18 protein-coding genes and 1 tRNA gene are annotated in these 18199 nt (G+C 40.2%); 8 read left to right on the plus strand and 11 right to left on the minus strand.

The window, feature by feature from the left end:
* The first annotated feature begins 2 nt into the window (after window positions 1-2).
* The 6 genes from WC080_04420 to WC080_04445 all read left to right on the plus strand — a co-directional run bounded on the left by WC080_04420 (window position 3) and on the right by WC080_04445 (window position 4986).
* Window positions 3-1184 (plus strand): ABC transporter permease, encoded by a 1182-nt coding sequence (locus WC080_04420; GenBank protein MFA7244499.1) that lies wholly within the window; start codon window positions 3-5, stop codon window positions 1182-1184.
* A 118-nt stretch (window positions 1185-1302) separates the two neighbouring features.
* Window positions 1303-2346: an SIS domain-containing protein gene (locus tag WC080_04425; protein MFA7244500.1), complete on the plus strand. Its 1044-nt coding sequence runs from the start codon at window positions 1303-1305 to the stop codon at window positions 2344-2346.
* Window positions 2347-2584: 238 nt separating this feature from the next.
* Window positions 2585-3904 (plus strand): [FeFe] hydrogenase H-cluster radical SAM maturase HydE, encoded by a 1320-nt coding sequence (gene hydE / locus WC080_04430; GenBank protein MFA7244501.1) that lies wholly within the window; start codon window positions 2585-2587, stop codon window positions 3902-3904.
* Window positions 3905-3947: 43 nt separating this feature from the next.
* Window positions 3948-4292: a four helix bundle protein gene (locus WC080_04435; GenBank protein ID MFA7244502.1), complete on the plus strand. Its 345-nt coding sequence runs from the start codon at window positions 3948-3950 to the stop codon at window positions 4290-4292.
* A 46-nt stretch (window positions 4293-4338) separates the two neighbouring features.
* Window positions 4339-4857 carry a DJ-1/PfpI family protein gene (locus WC080_04440; protein ID MFA7244503.1) on the plus strand — a complete coding sequence of 173 codons (519 nt, stop codon included), beginning with the start codon at window positions 4339-4341 and terminating at the stop codon, window positions 4855-4857.
* 54 nt (window positions 4858-4911) lie between these two features.
* Window positions 4912-4986: transfer RNA gene (locus tag WC080_04445), tRNA-Glu, on the plus strand.
* Between the two features lie 107 nt (window positions 4987-5093).
* Here the strand turns inward: WC080_04445 and WC080_04450 are convergent.
* Genes WC080_04450 through WC080_04470 form a run of 5 tightly spaced genes read right to left on the minus strand, consistent with a single transcriptional unit; the run spans window position 5094 to window position 10108 of the window.
* A complete protein-coding gene (locus tag WC080_04450; protein MFA7244504.1) occupies window positions 5094-6023 on the minus strand; it encodes a PEP/pyruvate-binding domain-containing protein in 930 nt (309 codons plus the stop codon).
* Window positions 6016-6891: a hypothetical protein gene (locus WC080_04455; GenBank protein MFA7244505.1), complete on the minus strand. Its 876-nt coding sequence runs from the start codon at window positions 6889-6891 to the stop codon at window positions 6016-6018. Before WC080_04455 ends, WC080_04450 begins: the two co-directional genes overlap by 8 nt.
* The gene (locus WC080_04460) at window positions 6888-8390 is read right to left on the minus strand and encodes a PEP-utilizing enzyme (GenBank protein ID MFA7244506.1); all 1503 of its coding nucleotides are present in this window, start codon (window positions 8388-8390) and stop codon (window positions 6888-6890) included. Before WC080_04460 ends, WC080_04455 begins: the two co-directional genes overlap by 4 nt.
* 46 nt (window positions 8391-8436) lie before the next feature.
* Complete coding sequence (locus tag WC080_04465) at window positions 8437-8799, minus strand: response regulator (protein ID MFA7244507.1); 363 nt, start codon at window positions 8797-8799, stop codon at window positions 8437-8439.
* Window positions 8777-10108: an ATP-binding protein gene (locus WC080_04470; protein ID MFA7244508.1), complete on the minus strand. Its 1332-nt coding sequence runs from the start codon at window positions 10106-10108 to the stop codon at window positions 8777-8779. Before WC080_04470 ends, WC080_04465 begins: the two co-directional genes overlap by 23 nt.
* Before the next feature lie 87 nt (window positions 10109-10195).
* On the opposite strand from WC080_04470, the gene WC080_04475 reads away from it, so the two are divergent.
* Together WC080_04475 and WC080_04480 are read left to right on the plus strand one after the other, a co-directional pair.
* Complete coding sequence (locus tag WC080_04475; GenBank protein MFA7244509.1) at window positions 10196-11245, plus strand: pilus assembly PilX N-terminal domain-containing protein; 1050 nt, start codon at window positions 10196-10198, stop codon at window positions 11243-11245.
* A 51-nt stretch (window positions 11246-11296) separates the two neighbouring features.
* Complete coding sequence (locus WC080_04480; GenBank protein ID MFA7244510.1) at window positions 11297-11704, plus strand: response regulator; 408 nt, start codon at window positions 11297-11299, stop codon at window positions 11702-11704.
* Window positions 11705-11820: 116 nt separating this feature from the next.
* On the opposite strand, the gene WC080_04485 is transcribed toward WC080_04480, so the two are convergent.
* The 6 genes from WC080_04485 to WC080_04510 all read right to left on the minus strand — a co-directional run bounded on the left by WC080_04485 (window position 11821) and on the right by WC080_04510 (window position 18192).
* Complete coding sequence (locus WC080_04485; GenBank protein ID MFA7244511.1) at window positions 11821-12078, minus strand: hypothetical protein; 258 nt, start codon at window positions 12076-12078, stop codon at window positions 11821-11823.
* Entirely contained in the window at window positions 12068-12700 is a 633-nt protein-coding gene (locus WC080_04490) for a hypothetical protein (protein MFA7244512.1), read from the minus strand. The genes WC080_04485 and WC080_04490 overlap by 11 nt, the downstream gene beginning before the upstream one ends.
* Window positions 12697-13233, minus strand: a complete 537-nt coding sequence (locus WC080_04495) for a PilN domain-containing protein (protein ID MFA7244513.1) — start codon at window positions 13231-13233, stop codon at window positions 12697-12699. The genes WC080_04490 and WC080_04495 overlap by 4 nt, the downstream gene beginning before the upstream one ends.
* Entirely contained in the window at window positions 13233-14234 is a 1002-nt protein-coding gene (gene pilM / locus WC080_04500; GenBank protein ID MFA7244514.1) for a pilus assembly protein PilM, read from the minus strand. Before pilM ends, WC080_04495 begins: the two co-directional genes overlap by 1 nt.
* Window positions 14235-14325: 91 nt before the next feature.
* Window positions 14326-15525, minus strand: coding sequence for a type II secretion system F family protein (locus tag WC080_04505; GenBank protein MFA7244515.1), 1200 nt, complete (start codon window positions 15523-15525; stop codon window positions 14326-14328).
* 138 nt (window positions 15526-15663) lie between these two features.
* On the minus strand, window positions 15664-18192 hold the full coding sequence (locus tag WC080_04510; GenBank protein MFA7244516.1) for an ATPase, T2SS/T4P/T4SS family: 2529 nt from the start codon (window positions 18190-18192) through the stop codon (window positions 15664-15666).
* Window positions 18193-18199: the final 7 nt, after the last annotated feature.

The raw sequence follows: 18199 nt of genomic DNA on the forward strand, positions 1-18199 counted from the left end.
ATATGAAATTTTTTCAAATTATCAGAACAACTTGGCTAAATATTCTGGGGAAAAGAATGAGGTCTTTGCTTACTGTTATCGGCATCGCCGTTGGTATCGGGACAATTGTTTTCTTGGTTTCTTTGGGATATGGCCTTCAAGAATTTTCGGTGAAAAGAATCAGCTCGATTCAATCGCTTACTACCCTTGATGTGACACAGGGGAAAACGGCTAATTTTAAGCTTGACGAACCGACAATTGATAAGATATCAAAACTAAGCAATGTATCAGAAATTAGCCCGATTATCTCATTGGGCAGCAAGGTTGCGCTTGCTGACAAAAAAACCGATGCGGTAGCTACGGCTGTGCAAGGTGACTATTTTGTGTATGAAGACCTTAAGCTCACAAAAGGCTCTACTTTCATGGATGATGATAAAAAAGCAGTGTTGTCAACGGCCCTTTTGCAGGCGCTTGGTACGGACGAAAATTCAATAATCGGCAAAACAATCGCGTTTAATATTTCCTATAAACAAAAAGAGCAGTCTCAAAGCAAAGATTTAAGCCTTATTGTGTCTGGCGTTGTCTCCGATAACACTTCTCCCTTTGCCTACATCCCATTGTCTCAAGTTCAGGATCTGCTGGGAGAGCGCGCCATCTACTCGTCCTTAAAGGTAAAAACCGCTTCTGAAGATACTATGGGCGGCGTTCGCAAGGAAATCGAAGACATGGGGCTTTCTGTTACTTCGGTTGCTGACACAATTGCCCAAGTAAACAGCGTTTTTGGCGGGATTAGGATCGCCCTTGGCTTATTGGGTGGGATTGCCCTGGTCGTTGCGGCAATCGGAATGTTCAATACAATGACGATCGCCCTTTTGGAGAGAACTCGTGACATTGGGATAATGAAATCGGTCGGCGTTGATAACCGCGATATTTACTGGATGTTTTTGGCTGAAGCAATTATCATCTCTGGTGCAGGAGGAATTGCCGGCGCAGCATTTGGGCAGCTTCTGGCTGTGCTGATCAATGTTCTTGTTGGTAGCTTGGCTAGGATGGTTGGTGCGGAGCCAATCGTGTTGTTTTCAACCCCGTTTACATTTGTTGCCATCATTGTCGGTTTTTCGCTGGTAGTTGGGATCTCGACCGGATTTTATCCTTCAAGAAGGGCAGCTAAAATCAATCCATTGGATGCGCTGCGTTATGAATAGCGTAGCTAGTCGAAAGTCCACAAAGTTTTAAAGAGTTGATTCAGTAGTTGATACAATAGTTTATTCGGTAGTTAAAACAATTGTATTAACAATTGAATTAACGAAAAGCAGAGGAGTTATGGATCATCACCATCTAATGTATGACGAGATTTATGAAGAGCCGGAACTCATCCGCCGTCTTGTTCTTGATAGGCACAATGAAAAACTCAGAAAAGCAGCGCTATTAATAAGACAGGCAGTCTCAGAAGGCGGAGATATCTTTTTGGTGGGATCTGGCAGTTCATATCATTCGTGCATTTTTGCCAAAAATTTGTTTTCGCTTAAAAATCATATATTAGTACAAGCAATGCCGGGCAGTGAATTTTTAAATTACATTTCCTCTGTAGATAATAAATCGCTAGTTATTTTTATCTCGCAAAGTGGAGAGTCTGCTGATGAAATTGATGCCTTTTCCCATATTAAACAGCATGATCCTCAAACTATTGCGATTACAAATGACCCAGATTCAACTCTTGCTCATCTTTGCAAGGATGTTTTGCTGCTTTTCGCCGGACCAGAAAGGGCAATTCCGGCCACAAAAACATATACGGCAGAAATGTTGCAGTTTTTCCTTTTGTCCGAAGAGCTTTCCGGAGATTATTTATTTGAGATGAAAAAAGAAGAAGTACTTGCCGAAATGAACAAAATATTATCAGATGGATACCAAAGCAATATTCGTTCTGTGGCGAAGAAAATTGCAAAAGCAAAAAATATTTTTTGCCTAGGATTTGGCATTGATCTTGCCAGTGCGGCTGAAACCGCACTTAAAATTAAAGAGTGCGCAAATATCGAAACAGAGGCATTCCCGTTGCATGAGTTTATGCACGGGCCGATCGGAATGGTTTCTTCCGATTCGGCGGTCATCATCTTTGAACCAGAATCGGATGGCAATCGGGAAATCCTCGCGAAAATAATCAAGATTTCAAAGGATGCCGGAGCATCTAGTATTCTTATCGGTGGAGCTGAAAATCACGGCGCGGAAATACATCTGCCAGTAGCAGAATTTCAAACACTCTCAGTTTTCCCAGAAATCATTCCTGTACAGCTAATTGCGTACTATTTAGCAATCTTTCAATCATTGAATCCGGATAGCCCAAAGGGGCTTGCAAAAATTGTGGAATAAATCACAAAGAAATTTTGGATATTTTGGACTAAAATAACGGCGGAAGGCTGGGTGTGGTGGCGAGCTAGCGGGGCAAGCTAATGGTGCCCTGGATACCCAGCCTTCCGTGCCGTTGCGCGACTTTGTGTGTGAGCCGCGCGTTTTTGTTTACAAACGCCTCATCGGGTATTATAAACATGCATAATAATTTTCATGCTTTTTCAAATTTGTAATTTGTGGATTTGGAGCTTAGCAATCGATGTGCCTTACGATCCCGGGAAAAATTATAGATATAAAAAATGGCATGGCCTCAATTGCCGAAAACCAAAATCAAATCAAAATTGATCTCGGTTTTGTTTCTGGCGCGAAAGTAGGTGATTGGATTCTCTATGCTACTGAGCGTGCGGTAAAAATTATTGATGAAAACGAGGCAAGAGAAATTATCAATTTGCTGGAAACAAAATATAAACCGGTTGATAATCAAAAGTTGCCGGATAGGTTGAAGGAAATGATTGTTGATTTGAGGGCAAATCAACAAGGGCAAAGGGGAAAGAGAAAAGTGAAAAGGATTACAAAGCCTGATATAGAATATCTCTTGTCACTTGAAAATCCGGAGGAGCTGACGACGCTATATTCGGAAGCTAATACTTTGCGCAAATCGGAGCTCAAGGATTTCGTCTGCATTCATGGTATTATCGAATTTTCAAATTACTGCAAAAATAATTGTATGTATTGTGGAATTCAAAAAGATAACGAGAGTATTAAACGTTATCGAATGAGTGCTGATGAAATTATTGAAGCGGCCGGAGATGCGATAGAGAATGAGGGATATAAACTGGTCGTCCTGCAAAGCGGAGAGGATCTCTCGTATTCGGATGATGATATAATCGGAATTATTAGCGCGCTAAAAAATAATCATAAGGTGTTTATCTTTTTATCGGTAGGCGAGAGAAGCGAAAATTTTTACAGGAAGGCTTTTGCGGCAGGGGCGCATGGTTCACTCTTTCGATTTGAGACAAGCAATCCAAAACTTTATGCGAAATTACACCCAGGACACTCCCTGGAACAACGTTTGTCTTCTTTGCGGACGCAACAGAAGATCGGATATTACGTTGCTTCTGGCAGCCTTGTGGGGCTTCCAGGACAGACAATATCCGATATTGCGAGCGATATTTTGATGGTGAAGAAACTGGGAGTGCCGATGATCTCATCAGGGCCATTCATTCCAACAGGAGGGACGCCGCTTTACAAAATCAAAAGTCAATCCGCCAACCGGCGGACAAAAGTCAAAACTGTGGAATTATTTCTAAAATACATCGCTGTGTCGCGGCTTCTCATGCCCGAGATTAAGATTCCGGTCACCACTGCACTCGAAACTTTGGATCCGGAAAATGGGCGCCACAGGGGACTCTTGGCTGGTGCAAATGCTTTGATGTTCAATTTAACGCCCAAAAAGTATTGCAAAAATTACAAGATATACGACAATAAGTATGTCGAGAGAGAAAAGGTCTGGCAAAAATATGGCCTTTTCAAAGGAGAAGAGTCTTATGAAATGCTCGAAAAAAGATTACGTTTTTAGTCGAAAGTCCATAAAGTCTGTAAAGTCCATAAAGCGGGAGAAAATGAAAATCAATAAATTTGAAGATATATTGGCTTGGCAGAAGGCGAAAGAGCTGACTCTCTTGGTCTATACGATATTCAAGGCAAACAAGGATTTTGGTTTTCGCGATCAAATTCAAAGGGCGGTGATATCGATTATGAACAATATTGCTGAGGGTTTTGAACGTCGCGGAGATAAAGAATTTAAACATTTTTTGTATATTGCCAAAGGGTCCTGCGCTGAGGTTCGTTCAATGCTTTATATTGCTAAAGAACAAGGTTATGTCAGAAGCACAGATTTTGATAGAATCTACTTATTAACTGTCGAAATTTCAAAAATGTTATCAGGATTCATAAAGACTTTATAGACTTTTGACTTTAAGGACTTTATGGACTAATTAGCCGGAGGCGAAAATGGGTAATGAAAATGATGTGGTCGTGGTGTTGCCGAATAAAGACTTTCGAGATCAGGAATATGCCGAAACAACACGGCTTTTGCATGAATACAGCATTGGTTACAAGGTTGTGGCAATTATGCCGGGAGAATGTTTTGGCGTCGGCGGCACAGAAGTTGCTACCGATATCGAAGTTGATGAAATCGATCCGAATTCTTTCGCCGGGGTAATTTTTATCGGCGGGCCGGGAGTAGAGTCATCACTTCGAGATGAAAAGTTGATGAATCTGGCCAAAGCCTTCAATTCTGCAGGAAAGATTGTTGCTGGAATTTGCTGGGCAGTTTCAATCTTGGCAAACGCGGGAGTCCTGAATGGGAAAAAAGTTACTGCCTGGTCTGGCTGCCAATCAGATCTGGAAAAAGGCGGAGCGCTCTATACAGGAGAGCCGATAACCGTTCACCAAAATATAATTACCGCCAATGGTCCCGACAGCGCCGATGCCTTCGGTGAAAAAATTGCCCAGACAATTGCGGGATAGAAGTAACTTTAGGATTGATTTTTTAGCCAAATCGTGATATAATTTTTTCGTTTTGGCGCCATCGTATAGCGGTTAGTACGCCGCCCTCTCACGGCGGTAACAGGGGTTCGATTCCCCTTGGCGCTACCAAAAAATGAGCAACCACTGGGTTGGTCATTTTTTGTAAGGTAAAACCGAGCAATGAGGACTCGGGTCTAAATATCGGATCCGACATCATTCATACACGCTTAGTTTAGCTAGAGTGTCGTAATGGGACGAGACTGCAAAATGTAGATTTTTCCCTTTTCAAGAGCCCATTCAATATCACAAGGAAATTTATAATGATCCTCAATATCTTTAGTCATCTTTGCAAGCTCAATTATTTTTTTGCCTTCAATTTTTTGAGTCTTTTTTTGTGCACGGGGGACATCTTTACTTGATACGATGGCGCCATCAAAAATAAGCATCTTTTCTTGTTGGTTAATTTCAGCACTTAAAAAGGCGAAGTCATTTTTGTCAATCACATATTTGTCTGGGGTAATGTCTCCACCGACAACATATTCGCCAAGTCCAAAACCCGCTTCAATGAAAATTTCGTTTTTGTTTTTAGTAACAGGGTGGACCGTAAAGGCAATTCCAGCAATTTCACTGGGGACCATCTTTTGAATCACCACGGCAACCTTGATATCTCCTTCAACCATTTTTTCGAGCCTGTACGTTAACGCTCGTGGCGAATAAAGAGAAGACCAACAATCCTTGATCCTTTGTAAAAGGTCGTTTTTGTTAACATAAAGAAAGGTTTCCAGTTCACCTGCCCAAGACATTTTTGGATTGTCTTCAGCAGTGGCAGAGCTTCTAACGGCAACGTATAGCAATTTTTCCTCATCAAACAATCGGTAAATTGCTTCTTCTGTTTCCATATTTATTTCACAATTTGCAATTAACTGCTGAATTTCCTTTGCAGAATTGGCGATGTTTCCTTCTTCTAGTTTATTCAATATCTCGTTGATTTTACCTGAGATATTGTTATCATTGAGAAATTTCTCAAAGGTCTCAGAGCAAATGACAAACCCTTCAGGAACAGGAAAGCCAGCATTAGCTAGTTCTCCCAAAGCCAAACCTTTTCCACCGACAAGTAATATATCATTTGGCTTAATTTCTTCAAATTTTATTACGAGATTACTCATTTTTGCCTTCGACTAGTTGGTGTAAAACATCGTTATCGACAGAATACCTTTTATTCCTTAAAATGACTGAGATTGTTGCATTGCCATCTGAATCTGTGTCAACTTCGCTTTCCCAGCCCTCGAGTATCGCTAGAGAGCCGCCTAGTTGGTCAATATTATTAACTCTTTGCCCTTCTTCATCAATTAGGATACCAGACGTTAGAAATGGCTCCATTATGCCTCTATGCGATATATGGAATAAATCTATTTCCGAACCAGAATATAATTTTGAAGCCATTCGATTATGCCTTCGGTTAAAAAGTTGTGCAAAATTATATGCTGCCATTTCAGGAGACTGAAGTTGTGATAAATCCGTTTGACCCGATAGCCATTCTGCCAAAATAGGTTCCTCTGCTTTCTCTGCTATTTTTTCTTGCTCATCAGGAGGTAAACTCTTAAAATTGTCTGGGTCTAGGCCCATTTCTTGCATCAGTTTGGCTCGACTTTCGGTAAACTTTTTATCATATAATTCAAGAAATTCTTTCGGAAAATTAAGGGTTAGTTGTTCCCTTATGGCTATATTTCTTATTGGAACATCTGGGTTTGATTCCTGGTAACCATTAAGAATGCTTTCTGCTGTCTCTCGTGTTCTTGGTGATTCACTGACGTAAGCTTTTGCACCGTGTTGGGAAGCTTCAATTCCTCCGCCAAGCTCTTTTGCTTTGGAGGCTCCTTGTTCTGAGATGCTACTTTTACTTAATGCTCCAGCAACAATAACTTCACCGCTCTGTTTTTGAGCGTGTCTATTCCAATAATTTCTTATTTTAACATCTGAACCGTATTTGCGTAGAGTCTCATTTTCTGCATTAAAGTTTGGTATTTCACTCATAACTTTCCTTTTTGAATTATTCTTACCTCACCTTTATCAGCATCAACTTCAATAATATCGCCATCTTTAATTACTTCGGTGGCAATCTTGGTTCCGATAATACAAGGAATATTTAATTCTCTTGAAACGATTGCAGCGTGCGAGTTTATTCCACCTTCGTTGGTCACTATGGCACTAGCTTTTTTAACTGCGAGGATTAACTCTGGGCCAGTGGTTTCAGTAACAAGAATTTGTCCGTTTTCCATATTGGCGATTTCTTCCTGTATTACCTGAACTTTAGTCGTTAATCTGATAAGTTTTGCCTTACCTTTTGCAAAACCAAAATTGGCCGTATTGCCTCTGAAAGCATGCAAATCACTCTCAATAACTGGTTTGACTAACCTGATTATTCCTTTTGCTTTTTCACCAGTAGCTAATTGATATGTACCACCCTCAGGAATATAAGCAAAGCTCTCTTGTCTATCTATGATTTCTTTCAGGGGAAAATTTCCTGTTTGAAAAAGTTCCTCAATTTCTTCCACAGCCATAAATTCTAACTGGTTCATTGCAATATAAAAGCGTTTGCTGATTTCTCTGAAAAGAAGAGAGATAATGCTTTCATCGCCAAAAAATGATTTATTTAAAAGTATTCGGAGCTCAAATTTCTTCTCTTGCATCTGCCTTACCACGTTCCCAAGCCAAACTATTTCAGGGGGCAGTTCCTTTTCCAGCTTCTTTTGTTCTTCTGTTAATTTAGCAGATTGGTTCACAATATCTTTAATGAAAGATTCTGATTTATCTGTATTCTGCAAATCTTCGGAGAAAAGCTCGAGCACTTCTTCAACCGTCTGGTATTTTTTGCCATCCTTGTAATTCAGAAAGCCCCACTTTTCAGCATGCGCTTTTACGAGAGAAAAACTCTTACTTTTTCTTAGTTCATCGCAGTTTTTATTAAGTATAAGCTGTTTGGTAAACCTATCATCGTTAAGTTTTAATGCGATTTTTGACCTATCGATTTTTTCTTCAGTTAACAGATTATTTTCAGGCGGAGATGATAATAAAGCAGTCAATATGTTTGGCAAGTCTTTAGTATCAAATTTCTTTTCCAAAGCTTCGTTAATTTTTTCTTCGATTGAATCGAAAAAGAAATACTCGGTTAAGTAATAGTAATCAAGATATTCAACAATAAGAGAAATTTGCTGAGAGAAAACCTTTAAGAATTCACCCTCAGATAAAGAGCCCAAATCTAAGTTGTCAAAATCTCGAGTTAATGAAATTATCCTTTTGGTCAAGCCATCAATCTTTGCAAAAAGTTCATCTGTTTTTTCTTTGTCTGAATAGAGCTCTAGCCCTTTTTGATTTAGCTTATGTTCGTCTTCTGGTTTAGCATAATTTTCCCATACGCCATCTTGATAAATGAAGACAAAGTTGGCTTTGCCATAATCACTTTTTGCAACAAGGTCAGTGAAAGTAATGCCTGGACCAGGTGCAAATTTAAAAATAGAATTGTATTTGTTCATGATTGATCGTTTGTTCTTGCTCAAATTTTCTTTTGTGAAATTAATATCAGTTCTCAAGCACTTCGCTAACCTTAGAGGCGAGTTTTTCCGGTTCGAATTGGGCTTTGACAAAATACTCTTTAGCGCCGAGAGATCGGGCTTTGTCGGCTGAAGCCTCCTCTGGAAGATTTGTGAGCATCATTACCGGAATTGAAGATGTTTCTTTGTTGTCTTTCAGTTTTTCTAGCACGTCGAGACCGTTTTCTTGGGGCATAATTATATCAAGAAGAATTAAATCCGGCATTTCTTTCTCCGCCGCCTCTAGTGCTTCGATGCCATTTCCCGCGGTTATTACTTCGTGTCCAGTCAGCGCTTCCCCATACATTCGAAGGATTGGTTCTTCGTCATCAACTATTAAGATCTTTGCCATTAGTCTCCTTTGTCCTTTTAGGAATATTGATTAAAATTTTGGTGCCTTTTTTGGGCTTACTTTCGATATTTAATGTGCCGCCGTGTTTTTCAATGATGGTCTTGGCAATATAAACGCCAAGGCCCGTACCTTTGTTATCGATATTTATTGCTTCTTGTGTCCGGTAAAATTTTTCCCCGATTTTAAGAAGCGCATCTTGCGGAATGCCAATTCCATTATCAGAAACGATTATATCAACTGAAATTTTCTTGTCGATAACTTCGACTGAAACTTTGCCACCCGGGGCGTATTTGATCGCATTATCCATGAAGTTAATAATTGCCTGGCCCAATTTTTCGCCATCAGCAAAAATAATTAAATTTTTATCAATTTCAGAAAGGGTAAGGGTAACTTTCGATTCTTCCGCCTTAGATTCTAAATCTTTGATGATTTTATGCATCAAGTCTGACATATTAACATCTTCAAGGTTTAATTTGATCTTCTCTTGCTCGATTCTTGAAATGGACAAAAGGTTATTGGTCAGTAAAACCATTTTTTCGGTCGAACTATGAATTTCTTTTATAAATTCCGCTTGTTTTGTGCTGAGTTTCCCTTCTTTGCCAGAAATTAATAGAGAGGAGTAACCGCGGATTATTGAAAGAGGAGTATTTAGCTGGTGAGAAGTTACAGCAATAAATTCTTTATCTCTTTCAGTGAGCGCTTTTTCATATGAAACATCACGGATAACGGCAAGCGATTTTACTTTTCCGTCATTTTCGCGAATCAACGCGAAGCTTGCCTCAATGTCCGCATTTTCGCCATCTTTTGTCACGATTCTATTTTTCACGTAAGGATCGGTTCTTTTAACTTGTGGGCTTGTGAACATCAAATCTGGCAAAAGTGAGCTATTTTTTTCAGCATGAAATTTCAGAAGATTTTGGGCGAGATGCCCAAGCGCTTCTTCTTTTTTGTAGCCGGTGATTTTCTCCATGCCCGGAGAAAAATCCTCTATTCGTTGTTCATCGTCAAGCACCAATATTCCATCAGCAGAATTGTTAAATACGAGGTCGAGTGTTTTTTGGCGATTATTAATTTCTCGTTGTTTTTCGATAAGTTCCTCAGTTTTTCTCTGAGATTCTTCATAAAGAGAACGATTGTTGAGGTAGAAGAACACGGCAGCAAGTGTACCACCGATCAAAACGTATTGAAGCAAAGAAGATGCCCTGAATGCATCAAAGCGCATAAGTATATAAATCGTCGACAGAATAAATAAAACCCAAAAAATGGCTTCTATCGAACGTAAGAAATTATGCTTTCGTTTTTTTGGCATTTCCCTCCATAAGTATTATAATAAAATTAGTCCATAAAGTCGAAAGTCTATAAAGTTTGTAAAGTCAAACCGGAGAACAAATGGCTGATGAAGAGGGTTAAGCAAGGAGCCAACGTGAAGTTGAGTGGTTTACTTCGAGTAAAATCGAGAGGATCTGCAATTATCATTGCGTTCTTTCTGATGGCGGCGATAGGCGGTATTGCTTTTGCTATAGGCAGGATTTTTATTCTTGATACTTCTATTTCATCTTTGTATGAAAATGGAACAGTTGCTTACTATGCTGCTGAATCTGGAATTGAGGAAGGTATGTTGCGTTACCGTTACAACATGAACTATCAAGTGCCTGATGGGACGTCGAATGTTCGAAGATACAATCTAAGCAATGCAAGATTGAATAAATTAAGTACCGATCCTGTAGCGACATTAATCCCAAACAGCGAAAAGAAATTTTATGATTTGAATGCGATTTACAAGGCAAAATTCTATGGTGATACTGACAGAGAGGACGGTTCTTTTAATCTGCAGTTTTTCGAAAGTGACCAGTATGGTAAAAATGGCGATGCAAAGGTTTTCCGAATCCCACGCGATGAAAGCATAAAAATTGATATCAGTAATTTTGTCGGTTCCGGAAGCAATGATATGGACATGTATCTAAAAATGGATAATTTTGACGGACAGGATAATGGAAATTCTGATCCAGCGGACAAAACGCTGATAGAAGTGAAGGTGACCGGCACTTTTGGATCTGAACAAACAAAAACTTTTCTTGAGCGTAAAAAAGCGCTTGTTACTCCGACTACTGCTATTCCGATAGCGGATACCACCTCGAGGGTTATGCTTGCGCCAATGTTGTCACCAGTATGTAGGTATTGCTACTCTAAGGCTAACATTATTTCATCGGTAGCAGAATCTTCACTTGCAGTTAGTAACAAGGCAGAATTATCAATCAAGCCGGTTGGCTCCGACATTTATATCGCGCTAATACCAAGAAATAGTAGAAAAATGGCTTCACCCTGGACGACTGTAAAATCAACCGGATATTTTGGTAACGCGGCCAGAACTCTCACGGCAAATATTGACCGCCAAAGTGGTACCGTTTATGATTTATTTGACTTCGTGGTCTACAAACACAATTAGTGTATAATATTAACCAATAACTAATAACTTAAATTTGTTTGTGGAGGAGATATGCCGGAGAGTAAAACAATAATGGTGGTTGATGATGATTTAACTCTTCGTGAAATGTACGAAGAGAGATTAAAGGCAGAAGGATTTGTCGTTACTGGCGCTGCCGATGGCGAGGAGGCTTACAAAAAAGCGCAAGAGGAACATCCAAGCTTAATTATTCTTGACATTATGATGCCAAAATTAAATGGCATAGATACTTTGAAAAAGCTTCGAGCAGACGACAAAACTCAAGATATTCCTGTAATTATTTTAACTGCGCTGGTACAAGAGATAGACAAAATCAAGGAAATGATGCGCCCAAATGATTCATACCTTGTAAAATCCGAAGAAATGCCAAAAGATGTCGTCTCTAAAGTCTATATGGCTTTAAATGAAGGCGAAGCAAAAAAAGAAGAGGAAAAAGAATAGCACTACCACGATTTAGTCCACAGATTAACACAGATAATTCATATGAAAAATCAGCCCTCGAGGGCTGATTTTTCTTTCTACAGACTAAGGACTACCAAATACGAACTAATCACTAATCACTGAACAGGGACAAATGGATTATCGCGCCCATATCCGGCTTCGGTTGCGGTAACCTTCTGTCCATAATCTTTAATTTCCGTGAGTGATTTGAATTGATCGGTTTTAAGTTCAACATCTTCATTATTGCTTGTTGTCGCGGTATCACTATTTTTCATTAGGCTGGAATAGACAAAATAGCCCAATACAATACCGGCTAGCACTACGATGCAAACTGCGTATACTGATATTTTCTTTCCATCAAAACTATTTGCCATAATAAATGTTTCCTTTCAAATCAAATTGAAGCGTGCCGGCATCAACTGAATAACCGGAAATATTTACTGAGCTTAATGATGTGAACCGGGGAAATGATGCAATTTTCTGTAAAAAAGTTTTAAATCCTGGATAGGTTGTTTTAAAGGACGTAGAAAAGGGGATTCCGGTGCCAGAGTTCTTGGCTGTTGAGGTTGCTGCGGATGGTGTGGAACTAGTGCTTTCGGAGCTAGTTTTGTTTGCACTTGTGGTTTTTTCGTCCTCTTGGACCGGAGTAGCTTTTTTGGCTACTGGCTCGGTGATAGTGAGGGTGGGAAAAACAATTGATAAATCGGTACCGAGAGCCTCCATTTGCACAACGAAATCGCTTGAATTTTGAGTATCTGGCAATAGATTCTTAACTGTTTTTTCTACGCTATCGAGATCAGTTTTGTTTTTACTGTATTTACTTAGGTTTGAAATTGCCTCTTCATCTTTGGCAAGCTTGGCATTATTTTGTTCCAAGGCAATACGATTGCTTTTGAGCTCGTTAATTTTGGGTATGATACCAAAAATAATCACAGCTGCAATTAACAACACATATATTGAAAGAACATAATAGGATTTTGGAATTGAAAATTTCATTTTTTGAATACTCCGGTAAGTGAAAAAGTGAATGTGTTAGCAGTACTATCAAGAACGGAGGAGCCAAAAGCCACATTGGAGAAATAGTCGGAATCTTCAAGCTTGGTTTGCAACATTACTATTTCTCTTCTTGAAGGGGCAATGCCCGAAAGCGTAAGCTTTGTAGAAGCGCTATCTGTTTGCAGGGAGGTGATTTGAATTTTCTCAGGGACTGCCGCATCGAATTTTTGAAGAACATCAGTCCAATCAGTGCTCTGGGTTTTTAAAGTATTAAGCCTCGCTAATTTACTATTTATGGATGTAATCCGGTCCTCGATATCTTTGTAAGATTTTAGTTTAAATTCAGCATCAGCAACGCTTTGGTTTGAGATGGCCAGTTCGTTCCTCATAAAATTATCTGTAGCCCAAATAGCGCCATATACTATAAGAAGCATGACTAGAACTGCAAAAAGGGAAGTCGAGATAAGACTAACGACTCTTTTTGTCTGTTGGTTTTTTTTGATTCTGGGTGGTATGAGATTGATCGTCGCCATCATACGCTCCTTATTGCTAAACCAAATGCGGTGATAAACCGGGGTGTTATCTCGATGTTTGTCTTAAATTTTGGTTTAGCAATCACGGCTTTTATTTTTATGGCATCAGAAAAATATTTCTCGATGTCTTTAATTTCAGAGCCGCTACCGGAGAGTTTAATCTCGGAAATATCACCTGGCTTATAATCTCGATTTTGGTGATATTTTATTGCTTCAAAAATTTCATCAATGACTTCTCCAAAAATAGAGTCAAGAATTGGTTTTGTTTCCGCATTAATATTTATCTCAGATATATTTTTTAACCCCGGTATTGTTCCAGACATTGTCTCTAGTATCTTGTTCTTGCCGAGGGAGGCGGTGGTAGCAAGCCTGATTTCGCCCCTGTCCCAGACAGAAATACGTGATACTTCGGAACCGATACACACGATCACAAATGCTTGATTGGATTTGTCGGGAATAACTGCTCTGCCGATTGCAATCGGTTTGGTTTCAAGTGCAGCCAGCTCTAGATTGGCCATTTTTGCCATTTCCACGTAATCATCAACCAGTTTTTTAGGCGCAGCAGCCACAAGAACATCCGTGATAGGTTCATCCGGATGATCAATTAGGATTTGATAATCAATGTAAACTTCAGATATTGGAATTGGCAGATACTGGGCTGCTTCATTTGGGATCGCAACGGCAAGTTCGCGGTCAGGCATTTTTGGCAGCTGAATAGTTTTTGAAAACACGAATGTTTCCGGGAGGGTGGAGACAATTCGAGTTGCTTTGATTTCATGAGGTTTGGCTTTGCGGCGAGCTTCCTTGATCATATTGGCTGCCGCCGTTTTGTCTTTGATCCTGTCTTTTTCGAGAATTCTCTCTGTTAGAGGATATTCACAAGTACCAACAACCTTGACATTGTTTCCATGCCTCACAATTTCGCATAAATTTAAAGTTTCGTAACCGATGTCGAGGCCAAATACCCTGCCGAAATCGCCACCGGAAAAAAATCCAGCCACGCCCACTCCTTTTTTAGTCCGTAGTCAGTAGTTTGTCTATAGGGCAATCCACTAAGGACTAAGGACTACTTGCTACTGACTATTTTTAATTTTACATCACATTCACTAAGCCGTAAATCGGCTGCAGAACCGACATGATTATTAAGCCGATACCAGCACCCATTACAATCATCAAAATCGGCTCTAGCAAAGTGGAAAGGTTATTGGTGATATTTTCTACATCTTTATCAAAGAAATTAGCCATGCTTTCGAATACTTTATCCATGCTGCCGGATTTCTCGCCGACGGAGGCAAGCTGGCCAATGATAGCGGGGAATAGCTTGGATTCTTTAAGTACTTTTGAAACCGATTGTCCAACTTCAACTTTTTTGATCATTCGATCCAGCTCTTCTTCATAGAGCACATTACCGATTACTCTTTTCGATGTCTCAAAAATATCAAGCAGGGGAAGGCCGGCGGAAGTTAATCCAGCAAACGTTCGCGTGAATTTGGCCATATATGTTTTTTTGAATAAATTACCAAGAACCGGAATATGCAACTTCATGCTGTCAAAAAGATGCCGACCCTCTTTGGTTTTTGCAAAATAACTTATAAGAACCGATAATATCGCGATACCAATGACGATCCAAATAATGTTGTTTTTGAGAAAAAAGGATATGGCAACGATAGCTCTTGTGAGAGCGGGCAAGGGAGCCCCGGCATCATCGAAAATTAGTTTTAACTGGGGTATGATTACAATCAAAATTACTGCCATTACAACAATCAAGGTAATCATTACGAAGATGGGATAAACCATCGCCCCGCGTAACTTGGATGAAATTTCATAATCCTTTTCAAGCTGCACTGTTAAGCCATCTAAGACTGAGTCAAGTTTGCCTGATTTTTCACCTGATTTGACGGTATTGACGTAAACTTCGGAAAAAGAGTCCGGAAATTTTGCCATCGCATCTGAAAGCTGGGTGCCCCCTTTGACATCGTTGATAATTTCGCCAATTTCTTTTGCAAATTTCTTATTCGATACCTCTCCTTTCAGTGCGTCAAGGGCATCAACGACAGAGAGGCCGGACTTTATCATTACGGCAAGCTGCTGCGTTAAAATGATTTTGTCCTTAAGGCTGGTTTTGCCTGATAAGAATGAAAAGACCGATTTTCTGCCATTTTCGGAGTCTATTTTTGAAATGAACAAGCCGTTATCGCGAAGTGCTAAAATCGCCCCGGCCTCATCTGCCGATTCGATTTCCCCCTTAACTATTTCTCCTTCGCCATTTCTGGCCTGATATTTGAAACGCATTTGGTCTCCGGCCAATATAATCTGAAATTACTTCACAGAATCTTTACACAGAATGGTACAGAATTAATTACCAGAATTTTTATTTAATAACGCAGAATTTATTTCTGTGATTTTCTGTGGGCTATTCTTCTGTGACCGTCAATCTTTTGTTACTCTCCAGACTTCTTCCATTGAGGTTAAACCATCGAATGCTTTTAAGATTCCGTCTTGAATCATGGTCACCATTCCGTCTTTGACTGCTTGGTCGCAAATTTTACTCGACTGAACCCGTTCCAGAATTAATCCTTTGACTTCAGCATTTATATTCAATGCCTCGAAAAGGCCAATTCTGCCTTTGTAACCTGTGTTGTCGCAATTTTTGCATCCTTTTCCTTTAAAAAATTTCATTTCTTTTTTCTCAACAGCAGTTTTTTCGGCTGCTGGCATTTTGCTGATTTCTTCTTTGATTTTTGCTATCTCTTCGGCAGAAATTTTTATTTCTTCTTTGCAATTCTCGCAGATTTTTCTTGCTAGTCGCTGGCCGATCACGCAGTTTAGGGAAGAGGTAAGAAGAAATGGTTCGACTCCCATATCAATCATGCGTGGAGCAGCGCCTGAGGCATCATTCGTATGAAGGGTCGACAAAACTATATGTCCGGTGAGTGCCGCATGCACTGCCATGTCTGCAGTCTCAGCGTCGCGAATTTCACCGATCATTACGATATCCGGATCCTGCCGCAGGATAGACCGCAGCCCATTGGCAAATGTATAGCCGATGTCTGAATTGACTTGGCTTTGGTTAATGCCGGTCATTTGATACTCTATCGGGTCTTCGAGCGTAACGATATTGGTACTTTCGCTGTAAAGCTCATCGATCATGGCATAAAGCGATGTGGTTTTTCCTGAACCAGTCGGTCCGGTGACCAAGATCATGCCGTGACTCTTTTTCAAATTGTCGGTGAGAGTATCAAGACCGGATCCTCGCAGGCCGAGTTGCTCAATGGTGAGAATCCCGGTCTCTTTATCCAAAATTCTCATCACGATTTTTTCACCAAATGCCACCGGCATGGTTGAGACGCGGAAATCTACACGTCGATTATCAACCGTAATATTGAATCTGCCGTCCTGGGGTAATCTTTGCTCGTCTATTTTCAAATTGGATAGAATTTTGATCCTTGAAATAACCGATGACTGAATGTCTTTGGGCAAATCCACCTTCTTCTTAAGCACTCCGTCCAGCCTAAATCTCACCTCAACTTCCTTTTCTGTTGGTTCGATATGTATGTCAGATGCCTTATCGCGAATTGCCCGTTTTAGAAGTGAGGCGACAATTCTAGCAGCCGGAGCATCATCAGCGGCAGCATCTTCTTCCAGATTTGAAGATTTCCTGTCAATGACTTTTTTAGAACCTTCTTCGTCATCCTCAACTGATTCAATGGCCTGGGATACTTCGGATTCAAGCCCCTGATATTGCGAAAGAATATTGTTTATATCAGATTCTGTAGCTAAAGTAATTTCAATATTTGCGCCCAAAATTCTCTTCAAAATTTCTTTTGCTTCGATATCTTCGGGGTCAACCATCGAAACAATAACTTTGCCATCTTGCTCTTCGATTGGCACGGCTTTGTATTTTCTGGCGATATTTTCTGGAATTCTTCCCAAAATTTCCTTGGGGACAGTTGTTTTGGACAAATCTTTATATTTGATGTCGGCTTTTTGTGTCAGCCTTGTATTCAAAATAGGGGTGCTTTTTGGGGGCAATGCGCTCTCGTGTGCTTTTTCGGCTATCAAATCTTGTGCATTGGTTTCTTGAAGCTCGCCCTTAACTTTATCAATTTTTTGCTCAGCAAGTTTTCCAATAAGGGGTTTTGCTCCGAGATCTGTTCCGCCTGCCGCAGCATCGAATATTCCGCCCTCTTTTAGATTGATATGTTCAGAATCTTTTTGGGGTGCTGGCGCTTCAGAGACCTTATCTTCTGTTTTTTTGCCAAAACCAAATTTTTCTTTGAGAATCGAAAATGGGCCTTGTGCCGGTTCTGCTTTCTCTGATTTTTTTTCTGTTTCTCCTCGATGAACTCGAATGGCGTCTTTGAATGTCGAGATTTCGTGCGTGCCGTCTTTCATAATCTCATCGTAAACATTCGAATTATTCGGTTTCGGTTTCTCGGTTGTACCTTGTTGTGCATGCTTGGCCTGGTCGTATGCCTCGATGTCATCAATATCCTCAAGATTAGCTTGTTTGCTGGCATCGGTGGTGGTTTGCTTTATAACCGGAAGAGGTTTTGCTGCGTTTTTTAAGGCAGGAGAAACTACGTTTGCCGGTGTTTTCTCGTCAGAATCTTTTATTGGAACAAATTTTTCTTTAGCTTTTGTTGCTTTGTGCATTGTTGGGTTATCCAGAAGCTCAGATCCGTTCGCCAAAGCTTTAATGTTGCCAGAGGGCAGCCATTTGGCAACATTGGTCGGAAGCATCACCATTCGTTTGGAAGCACCGAATTTGGGATGGTTTATTACTTTGGAAGGATAATGCACCGTATAAAAAGTGCCGAAGTTGGAGTATACGATCTTCTCGTCGCGCTCGAGGACATCTGTTACGACAGCGCCAAAAGCAATAACCAGATTCTCTGCCTGGCGCATAGAAAGCTTAGTTCTTTTAGCAATTTCCTTTGCCAAAGATTTGCGTGTCATTGCCCCT

The sequence above is a fragment of the Patescibacteria group bacterium genome (assembly GCA_041674405.1).
GTDB lineage: Bacteria > Patescibacteriota > UBA1384 > XYA2-FULL-43-10 > XYA2-FULL-43-10 > JBAYVT01.